The sequence below is a fragment of the Dietzia sp. Cai40 genome, from assembly GCF_014145165.1.
In the GTDB taxonomy this organism is placed as follows: domain Bacteria; phylum Actinomycetota; class Actinomycetes; order Mycobacteriales; family Mycobacteriaceae; genus Dietzia; species Dietzia natronolimnaea.
This window is the reverse complement of the sequence record NZ_JAALEB010000116.1, coordinates 1-8825: the sequence shown is the minus strand read 5'-3', so window position 1 is coordinate 8825 and position 8825 is coordinate 1. Positions and strand designations below refer to the sequence as shown.

Sequence of the window (8825 nt, the reverse complement as noted above, 5' to 3'; positions counted from 1 at the left end):
GGCGGACCGGCGGACCGGCGGACCGGCGGACCGGCGGAGCGGCGGAGCGGTCGATATTTCTCGTGACTGCGGCCGGCGACCGGTCTAGCGTCGATCATGCGGAGAACGCCTCAGGCACGGGCCGGGGCGCGCAGGCGAGAGGATCCGCGATGGCCATGCAGTCCAGCCCCTACATCTCCTTCCCGGGTAACGCCTCCGAGGCGTTCCCGTACTACCGCGATCTCTTCGGTGGCCGACTCGACCTGATGACCTACGACGAGATGCCGCCGATGGAGGGAATTCCGTTCACCCCGCCGTCCGGATCGGTCGCGCACGCGACGCTGGAGGCCCCGGGCATCACCCTGACCGGTGGCGACGCCATGGGCGAGGACCTGCCCCGGCTCGCCAGTGACGTCTACTCGTTCCTGCTCGCCTTCGACACCACCGACGAGGCCCGCACCTTCATCGCCACCGTGGCCGACGACGGGGGCGAGCTGGCGATGCCGTTCGAGGTGGCTCCCTGGGGCGACCACTACGGTCAGGTCCGGGATCGGTTCGGCATCCGCTGGGACGTGGTGGTCGACGGATCGGCCGGGTGATTTCCGGCTGACCGCCCCGTGACACCCGTATCGATCACCTCCGCTTGTTACGGTTCAGCCATGGATATCTCCGGAGCAAGTGCAATCGTCACGGGCGGTGCGTCGGGAATCGGCGCCGCCGTCGTCCGTCAGCTCGCCGCGCAGGGTGCGAAGGTGGTCGTCGCCGACCTCAACGCCGAGAAGGGTGAGGCCCTCGCAGGCGAGGTCGGCGGCGTGTTCGTGGCCGTCGACGTGACCAAGACCGAGGACAACATCAAGGCCGTGGAGGCCGCGCTCGAGCTGGGCCCGCTGCGATACCTGGTCAACTCGGCCGGCATCGGCTGGGCGCAGCGCACGATCGGCCGGGACGGCGAGTTCGCCTCGGCCTTCGACATCGACTCGTTCCGCAAGGTCATCGAGATCAACCTCGTCGGCTCGTTCGACATGCTCCGACTGGCCGCCACGGCCATGTCCCGCGGCGAGGCCGACGAGGACGGCCAGAAGGGCGCGATCGTCAACATGGCCTCCGTCGCCGCGTTCGACGGGCAGATCGGCCAGGCCGCGTACTCCGCGTCCAAGGGCGGCATCGTGGGCCTGACCCTGCCCGTGGCCCGTGACCTGTCGGCCGCCGGGATCCGCCTCAACACCGTCGCCCCCGGCCTCATCGACACCCCGATCTACGGCGAGGGCCCCGACTCGGAGGCGTTCAAGGCCAAGCTGGGCGAGAGCGTCCTGTTCCCCAAGCGTCTCGGCTCGGGCGACGAGCTGGCGTCGATGGTCATGGAGCTGCTCACCAACCCGTACATGAACGCGCAGACCGTGCGCGTCGACGGTGGCATCCGGATGCCACCGAAGTGAGCTGACACCGCAGTGGGCTGACACCTCAGTGCGCTGACCCCGGGTCGCCCCGGGTACACGACGGCCCCGCCGGATCGGATTCCGGCGGGGCCGTCGTGCGTATCCAGGGCCCGGCGTACGTCCACGCCGCGCCCGTCCCTCACTGTTCGCATCCGCGGACCGCAGCCGCTCGTGTACCTGAACTCTCGCGTGCGCAACTGCGCAGGCCGGTGTTCATCGAGACGGGCGCCTGCCCCGCAGGTGTACAGGCGCGGGAGCAGATGCCCGCCCGCCCGCCCGGGGGTGTCAGGCCCTGGCGCGGCGCTTCTTCAGACGCCCCTCGAGGTAGACGGCGAGCTTGGTGAGCGTGTAGTTGATGATCACGAAGAGGATGCCGGCCACGATGTACGCGGGAACGGTGTTGGCGTAGGCGGAGCCGAGGGTCTTGGACCAGTTGAGCAGCTCCAGGTAGGTGATGCCGTACCCCAGTGCGGAGTCCTTGAGGACGACGACGAGTTGGCCGACGAGGGCCGGGAGCATGGCCGTGAGCGCCTGGGGGAGCTGGATCGAGCGCAGCACCTGCCCCGGGGTGAGCCCCACCGCGAGTCCCGCCTCGGTCTGCCCCGAGGGCAGACCGTGGACTCCCGAACGGACGAGCTCCGCGATGACGGCACCGTTGTAGAGGGTGAGCGCGGTGACCACCGCGGCCAGCGGCGCGTGCTGATTGGGCACGATGTTCGAGGTGGCGAAGTACCCGAAGTAGGCGAACACCATCATCAGCAGCACCGGGACCGAGCGGAAGAACTCCACGATCACGCTGCAGAACCACCGCAGTGGGGCGAACGGCGAGAGCCTGCCCATGCCGAAGAGCAGCCCGAAGATCACCGCGAGGACGATCGAGATGGCCGCCGCGGTGAACGTCCCCTTGAGACCGGGGATCAGGTAGGAGGTCCACACCTCCGGGTCGGTGACGAACGGCTCCCACATGAACGCCTGCAGCTGGCCGGCGGCCTCGAACTGGATGTAGACCACGTAGGCGATGCCGACGGCGATCAGGGCACCGATCACCGTGAAGATCTTGTGGCGGAGGCGGGCCTTGGGGCCCGGGGCGTCGAACAGGACGGCCTGGGTGCTCATCGCTTCACCGACAGCTTCCGTGAGAGGGACGTGGTCCAGAGTCCGATCGGGAGGGTGAGGATCACGAACACCATGGCGAAGAAGAAGAACGTCGGCAGGCTCGCGCCCTCGTTCTCCGTGATCACCTGGAGCAGCCCCGCCGAGTCGCCCACGCCGATGACGGCGGCGACCGTCGAGTTCTTGATGAGAGCGATGATCACCGAACCCATGGGTGCGATGGACCCTCGGAACGCCTGCGGGAGGATCACCTCCCGCAGCGACTGCCCGAACCCGAGTCCGATGGACCGGGCGGCCTCGGCCTGGCCCACCGGGACCGTGTTGACACCGGAGCGCAGGGCCTCGCAGACGTACGCCGCGTGGTAGACGGCGAGCATGATCGCGGCCCACCAGAAGGCGTTGCGGGCGAAGTCGTCCGAGACGGACAGCTGGAGGATGAAGGACAGGCCGAGGATGCTGAACACCATCAGCAGCGTCAGCGGCAGGTTCCGGAAGATGTTGACGTAGGAGGTGCCGAGTCCGCGGAGGACGGCCACCGGGGAGACCCGCAGGATCGCGATGATCGTCCCCAGCACCAGTGCGCCCACCGTCCCGAGGAGCGAGAGCTGAATGGTGACCCACACCGCCCCGAGGACGTCATAGTCGGCGAAGATATCGCCCATGGTCCACCTTCCGTCATGAGGTGTGGAGGGCCTCCGCGCCACCGTTCACCGGTGGCGCGGAGGAGTTGTCAGGTCAGATCAGGCGCAGGCGTCCGGGTTGGGCGGGTTGCCCTCTCCCGGCTCGAAGCCCGCCGCTCCGAGGTTCTCCTCGACGGCCGCGTCCCAGCTGCCGTCGGAGATCATCTCGCGGATGGCCTCGTTGATCTGCTCGCACTTCTCCGTGTCGCCCTTCTGGATACCGATCCCGTAGAGCTCCTCGGAGAAGGGGGATCCGACCACCTTGAGCTGACCCTGGTACTGGTCCTGCGCGGCGTAACCCGCGAGGATCGTGTCATCCGTGGTGAGTGCGTCGACCGCGTTGGAGACCAGTGCCGAGACGCACTCGGAATAGGTGCCGAACTCCTGGAGGTTGACCCCCGGGACCTCCTCCTGGACGTTCTGCGCCGAGGTCGACCCGGAGACCGAGCACAGACGCTTGCCGTCGAGCGACTCCGGCCCGGTGATGCTGTCGTCGTCCGCACGGACCAGGAGGTCCTGGCCGGCGATGAAGTACGGTCCGGCGAAGTCGACCTTCTCCTTGCGGGAGTCGGTGATCGAGTACGTGGCCACGATCATGTCCACCTGCCCGGTCTCGAGGAGGGTCTCGCGCTGCGCGCTCGGTGCCTGGACCCACTCGATGTCCTCGGCGGGGGTGCCGAGCTTCTCGGCCACGTAGGTGGCCACGTCGACGTCGAGCCCGTTGTAGTCGTTGCCCACCTTCAGCCCCAGGCCCGGTTGGTCGAACTTGATGCCGATCCGGAGCTGGTTCTCGCCCCCGTCATCGTTCCCGCACGCGGTCAGGCCGAGAGCCAGGGTGACCGCCGCTGCGGCCGATCCGATCCGTCGGAAGTTCATGTGTTCTCCTCGTGAAATGGGTGGGTCGAGATCTGGGGGAGGTGATTCTGGAACGGGGGCCCGGTTCGGGGGTGGTGAGCGGACCCGAGCCGACTCAGTTGGTCAGGATCTTGGACAGGAAGTCCTTGGCACGGGCGCTCTGCGGGTTGGTGAAGAAATCCTCAGGGGTGGCCTGTTCGACCAGTTCCCCGTCGGCCATGAAGATGACGCGGTCGGCGGCCTTTCGCGCGAATCCCATCTCGTGGGTGACCACGACCATGGTCATCCCGGACCTCGCCAGCCCGGTCATCACGTCGAGGACCTCGTTGATCATCTCCGGGTCCAGGGCGGAGGTGGGCTCGTCGAAGAGCATGACCTTGGGGTCCATCGCGAGGGACCGCGCGATGGCGACACGCTGCTGTTGACCACCCGAGAGCTGGGCCGGGTACTTGGACGCCTGGTGCTCGACACCCACCCGCTCCAGCAGTTCCATCGCCCGCTTCTCCGCGACGGCCTTGGACTGTTTGCGCACCTTGATGGGGCCGAGGGTGACGTTCTCGAGGATCGTCTTGTGCGCGAACAGGTTGAACGACTGGAAGACCATGCCGACGTCCGCACGGAGCTTGGCGAGCGCCTTGCCCTCCTCGGGCAGCTCCTTGCCGTCGATGGTGATCGAGCCCGACTCGAAGGTCTCGAGCCTGTTGATCGCCCTGCACAGCGTCGACTTGCCCGAGCCCGAGGGGCCGATCACGACGATGACCTCGCCCTGATCGATGGACATGGTGATGTCCTTGAGCGCCTGGAAGTCACCGAAGTGCTTGTTCACGCCTGAGATCTCGACGAGTGCCATGGGAGGGATCATAGGCGGCTGAGGATTCATCGAGGATCGACTCGCCGATTGGACCTTTCCGGTCGACAACCTCACCGACCCTCCGTACCGTCAACCCATGGCGATATCAGACGTGAAGGAATACGCCCATCTCTCCGCCGAGGACGTCGAGGCGATCGGTGAGGAACTCGACGCGATCCGCCAGGAAGTCGTGGACTCGCTCGGCGAATCCGACCGCCGGTACGTGCAGAACACGATCCGTCTCCAGCGCGGACTGGTGGCCGGTGGCCGGGCGGTCCTCCTCTTCTCCGGGTACCGCCCGGCGTGGCTGGTGGGGACCGGGATGCTGGCCGCGGGCAAGATCATCGAGAACATGGAGCTCGGCCACAACGTGATGCACGGGCAGTGGGACTGGATGAACGACCCGGTCATCCACTCCACCACCTGGGAGTGGGACATCGTGGGCACCTCCGAGCACTGGAAGGCCACTCACAACCATCACCACCACACGTACACCAACATCATCGGGATGGATGACGACGTCGGGTACGGCGTGGTCCGTGTGACGCGTGACCAGCCGTGGAACCCGGCGTACTCGCTGAACCTGGTGTGGAACACCATCCTGGCGTTCACCTTCCAGTGGGGCGTGGGGGTCCAGCACCTCGAGATCGCGCCGGGCACCATCAACTCGTCCGGCCGGGCCGAGCAGAAGCGGCGCATCGGGCAGTTCCTGCGCAAGGCCCGCCGTCAGGTGGGCAAGGACTACGTGTGGTTCCCGCTCCTGTCGGGCCCCAACTGGAAGTCGACGATGGCCGCCAACGCCACCGCCAACGTCATCCGGAACCTGTGGTCCAACGCCGTGATCTTCTGCGGGCACTTCCCGGACGGTGCGGACAAGTTCACCCTGGAGGACCTCTCCGAGGAGACCCAGGCGCAGTGGTACCTGCGTCAGATGCTCGGCTCCGCCAACTTCACCGGAAGCCAGCTCACCCACTTCATGTCGGGCAACCTCTCCTACCAGATCGAGCACCACCTCTTCCCCACCATCCCGTCCAACCGGTACGGCGAGATCTCGGAGAAGGTCCAGGACGTCTGCCGTCGCTGGGATCTGCCGTATACGACGGGTCCGCTGTACAAGCAGTACTGGCAGTCGTGGCGCACGATCGCCAAGCTCTCGCTGCCCGACCGCTTCCTCAAGGCCACCACGGACGACGCGCCGGAAACCAGGTCGGAGCGCATGTTCGAGGGTGAGCCGCGGACCTACGACGATCACGCGGGCCCCCGGTCGGGCCTGGTCACCGCTCTCAAGCACCGGACCGACCCGAATCAGCTCCGGCGCCTGACCCGCACGGTCTGACGGTGGCGGACGACCGGGCGGACGAGGGAGCTACCTCCGGCGACCGGACGCCGAGCGTCGACGAGACGCATCGTCGACCACCCGGCGCGACCGACGCCGAGGTGGAGGCCGCAGGCACCGCCACCGAGGCACTGGAGTACGTGGAGCGGGCCCGGGGGCACCTCTATGACCTGCACCAGCTGATCGGGCGCGCGGACATCCTCTACCAGCAGGCCGCGGATCAGCTGGAGGCGGTCGGCCGGACCGAGCTCGCGGAGCTGATCCGGACCGAGATGGTCGGGGTGAACGTCCTCCACGGGCGGTGGACGTTCCAGATGGTCGAGGAGTTCGACGACGGGTTCTGGACCACTGCCCGAGAGGTCAGCAAGGCCGTCCGGGACGAGGTCACCGACGGGCGTCGCCACGTCTACGAGGCCGAACTCAAGGAGCGGAACCGGTCCGCGGGCACCACGGGTCATGAGGCGACCCCGCGGGAGAATCTCTGACCTCCGCGGGGTCGGCCGGTGTCAGCCGGTCCGGTGTCGGCCCGCCATGGCGTGCCGTTCGGACTCGGTCGTCCCACCCCAGACCCCGTAGAGTTCCTTCGATTCCATGGCGAACTGCCGACAGGGGTCGAACACCGGGCAGCCCTGACAGACGGCCTTGGCCCTCTCCTCCTTGCGACGGCGTTCGCCCTTCGATTCGTCCTCTGCGCTGTAGAACAGGTCTTCGAGATCGATGCAGGCGGCATCGTCCCGCCACGACCAGAACTCCGCAGTGGGTTCGAGGTTCCTGTATCTGGGCACGGCGCCTCCTTCCCGCGACGCTGAAGTGCCCTGCCATGAGCCCTGATTGTTCAGAACGCGGTTGACTCCATCCTGACAGTCGACGCGGCGAGGTCAAACGGAAATTAGCGAGCGTAGGCTAACCTTTCTCGGCAAAAGTCGACGGGGGCTGCGCTTTTCGGAGCCTGCGGCCAGAGGTTAAAGTTCGGCAATTCTCCGGGGCCGACTCTTCATCTGCTGAGACGAGTGGCGGAAGTGGGCCTCGTCAGCTGCCGAACCGGGCCGTCGTCGCCCCGCGGATCACCTCGGCGGCGCGGGCCGCCGCACCGTCGACGCCCCACCACGCGCGGATACCTCCGGTCTCCCCGTCCCGTGCCCTCTCCAGTTGTCGGCGGACGGCGTGCCCGACGGCGGTCGGCCCGTCCCCGTAGCGCAACACGCTCACCGCCGGGATCGAGTCCAACGCCCCCGCGGTGGCGTCCTGCTCCCCGTACGGCCGCCGGCCCGGGACCACCACGAGCGGCACGTCAGCGCAGGCGGCGTCGGCAACAGACGACTGGCCCCCTCCGGTGACCACCACGTCGGCCGAACACAGTTCCGGCCAGGGGTCCGCGTGCCATTCGCCGTCCGGGCCGCCCACCTCGAGCCAGTCGGCCACTCCGAGCTCGCGCGCCGTCGATCGGACCGCCCTCCAGAAGCGGTGGTCGCCGCCGGAGCCGGAGCCGTTGAGATGGACGACACGGGGACGACGACGATGCCGTGTCTCGCGGACGCGCCGCTCGAAGCGGGACACTCCGCCGATCTCCGCGACGGGGTTCTCCGTCCGCCGCAGGGTCGCCTGATGCGCCCCCGGTGGCCACGCCCCGATCAACCGCTCCGCAGCACGAACCCGCAGCAGGTGGGGCTCGTCCTCCCTCACCCCGGGCGGCAGGGTGCTGACCATCGGGATGCCGGTCATCCGCGCGGCCAGCGACATGGCGGGAGACGAATCGACCCAGAAGGCGCGGGGTCGTGCGTGGTCCATCCACGCGACGGCGGCGCGGCGGGCGGAGAGGGTGAGCTCCTCGGCGTCCTCCTCGTCATCGATGCCGGACGGGAGGTGGACGACGCGGGTTCCCGGGGGGAGGAGCGCGTCGTCGAACTGGCCCGAGATGAGCATCGTGACGTCCAGTCCCCGTTCCCGCAGGGCGCCCATCACCGGAATGGCCCGGTGGAGATGACCGCGCCCCCGGTGGTGGACGTAGACGCCGATCATCGAAACCCTCCCTCGGTCCGTCGGCTTATTCCGCTCCGCGGATCGCGCCGAGTAGTGCGTCGCAGAAGGCGGGGAGGTCGTCCGGGTTGCGGCTGGTGAACACGCCGTCCGAGCTGACCAGCTCCTCGTCCACCCACTCGGCTCCGGCGTTGACCAGGTCCGTGCGCAGGCTCGGGTAGGAGGTGACGCGGCGCCTGCGGACGACGTCGGCCTCGATCAGGACCCATGGCGCGTGACAGATGGCCAGGACGGGCTTACCCGCCTCGACCATCTCGCGGACGAGGGTCAGAGCGTGCTGGTCCTGGCGCAGAGCGTCCGGGTTGGCGACGCCGCCCGGCAGGACCAGGACGTCGACGTCGGCGGCGGTCACGTCGGCGCTCGTCCGGTCGACCGCCTGGGTGCCGGCCGGGGTGAGGTGGTCGACCAGGTCGACCTCGCCGTCGGATGTGCTGACCAGGAGCGCCGTGTGACCGGCTTCGGTCACGGCCCCCCACGGCTCGGTCAGCTCGACCCGTTCGATCCCCTCGCCGGCCACGAGGAATACGACGGTTCTGGTG

The 8825-nt window shown here is 68.0% G+C and carries 11 protein-coding genes; 4 read left to right on the top strand and 7 right to left on the bottom strand.

Features of this window, described 5'->3' with window-relative positions:
- The first annotated feature begins 149 nt into the window (after nucleotides 1-149).
- Complete coding sequence (locus G6022_RS05445; RefSeq protein WP_182640056.1) at nucleotides 150-578, top strand: VOC family protein; 429 nt, start codon at nucleotides 150-152, stop codon at nucleotides 576-578.
- A 60-nt stretch (nucleotides 579-638) separates the two neighbouring features.
- On the top strand, nucleotides 639-1415 hold the full coding sequence (locus G6022_RS05440) for an SDR family NAD(P)-dependent oxidoreductase (RefSeq protein ID WP_182640055.1): 777 nt from the start codon (nucleotides 639-641) through the stop codon (nucleotides 1413-1415).
- 285 nt (nucleotides 1416-1700) lie between these two features.
- Here the strand turns inward: G6022_RS05440 and G6022_RS05435 are convergent, their stop codons facing one another.
- The 4 genes from G6022_RS05435 to G6022_RS05420 all read right to left on the bottom strand — a co-directional run bounded on the left by G6022_RS05435 (nucleotide 1701) and on the right by G6022_RS05420 (nucleotide 4913).
- Nucleotides 1701-2531 carry an amino acid ABC transporter permease gene (locus tag G6022_RS05435; protein WP_179523725.1) on the bottom strand — a complete coding sequence of 277 codons (831 nt, stop codon included), beginning with the start codon at nucleotides 2529-2531 and terminating at the stop codon, nucleotides 1701-1703.
- A complete protein-coding gene (locus G6022_RS05430; protein WP_095718779.1) occupies nucleotides 2528-3190 on the bottom strand; it encodes an amino acid ABC transporter permease in 663 nt (220 codons plus the stop codon). Before G6022_RS05430 ends, G6022_RS05435 begins: the two co-directional genes overlap by 4 nt.
- A gap of 78 nt (nucleotides 3191-3268) precedes the next feature.
- Entirely contained in the window at nucleotides 3269-4084 is an 816-nt protein-coding gene (locus G6022_RS05425) for a glutamate ABC transporter substrate-binding protein (RefSeq protein ID WP_182640054.1), read from the bottom strand.
- A 94-nt stretch (nucleotides 4085-4178) separates the two neighbouring features.
- The gene (locus tag G6022_RS05420) at nucleotides 4179-4913 is read right to left on the bottom strand and encodes an amino acid ABC transporter ATP-binding protein (protein WP_095718777.1); all 735 of its coding nucleotides are present in this window, start codon (nucleotides 4911-4913) and stop codon (nucleotides 4179-4181) included.
- 97 nt (nucleotides 4914-5010) lie between these two features.
- Between G6022_RS05420 and G6022_RS05415 the strand changes: the two genes are divergently transcribed.
- Entirely contained in the window at nucleotides 5011-6249 is a 1239-nt protein-coding gene (locus tag G6022_RS05415) for a fatty acid desaturase (RefSeq protein WP_182611091.1), read from the top strand.
- Nucleotides 6250-6251: 2 nt separating this feature from the next.
- On the top strand, nucleotides 6252-6734 hold the full coding sequence (locus tag G6022_RS05410) for a hypothetical protein (protein ID WP_182640053.1): 483 nt from the start codon (nucleotides 6252-6254) through the stop codon (nucleotides 6732-6734).
- A gap of 21 nt (nucleotides 6735-6755) precedes the next feature.
- Here G6022_RS05410 and G6022_RS05405 read toward each other — a convergent pair whose 3' ends face one another.
- The 3 genes from G6022_RS05405 to G6022_RS05395 form a co-directional block, all read right to left on the bottom strand.
- A complete protein-coding gene (locus G6022_RS05405; protein ID WP_179523730.1) occupies nucleotides 6756-7034 on the bottom strand; it encodes a WhiB family transcriptional regulator in 279 nt (92 codons plus the stop codon).
- Nucleotides 7035-7278: 244 nt separating this feature from the next.
- Nucleotides 7279-8268, bottom strand: a complete 990-nt coding sequence (locus tag G6022_RS05400) for a hypothetical protein (RefSeq protein WP_182652735.1) — start codon at nucleotides 8266-8268, stop codon at nucleotides 7279-7281.
- 25 nt (nucleotides 8269-8293) lie between these two features.
- On the bottom strand, nucleotides 8294-8825 hold a 532-nt coding region (locus G6022_RS05395; protein WP_206682361.1), incomplete at its 5' end, for a type 1 glutamine amidotransferase domain-containing protein.

Coding starts and splice junctions, on each gene's coding strand:
- G6022_RS05425 (WP_182640054.1), bottom strand. CDS start 4,084: ATGAACTTCCGACGGATCGGATCGGCCGCAGCGGCGGTCACCCTGGCT.
- G6022_RS05415 (WP_182611091.1), top strand. CDS start 5,011: ATGGCGATATCAGACGTGAAGGAATACGCCCATCTCTCCGCCGAGGAC.
- G6022_RS05420 (WP_095718777.1), bottom strand. CDS start 4,913: ATGGCACTCGTCGAGATCTCAGGCGTGAACAAGCACTTCGGTGACTTC.
- G6022_RS05435 (WP_179523725.1), bottom strand. CDS start 2,531: ATGAGCACCCAGGCCGTCCTGTTCGACGCCCCGGGCCCCAAGGCCCGC.
- G6022_RS05430 (WP_095718779.1), bottom strand. CDS start 3,190: ATGGGCGATATCTTCGCCGACTATGACGTCCTCGGGGCGGTGTGGGTC.
- G6022_RS05440 (WP_182640055.1), top strand. CDS start 639: ATGGATATCTCCGGAGCAAGTGCAATCGTCACGGGCGGTGCGTCGGGA.
- G6022_RS05445 (WP_182640056.1), top strand. CDS start 150: ATGGCCATGCAGTCCAGCCCCTACATCTCCTTCCCGGGTAACGCCTCC.
- G6022_RS05400 (WP_182652735.1), bottom strand. CDS start 8,268: ATGATCGGCGTCTACGTCCACCACCGGGGGCGCGGTCATCTCCACCGG.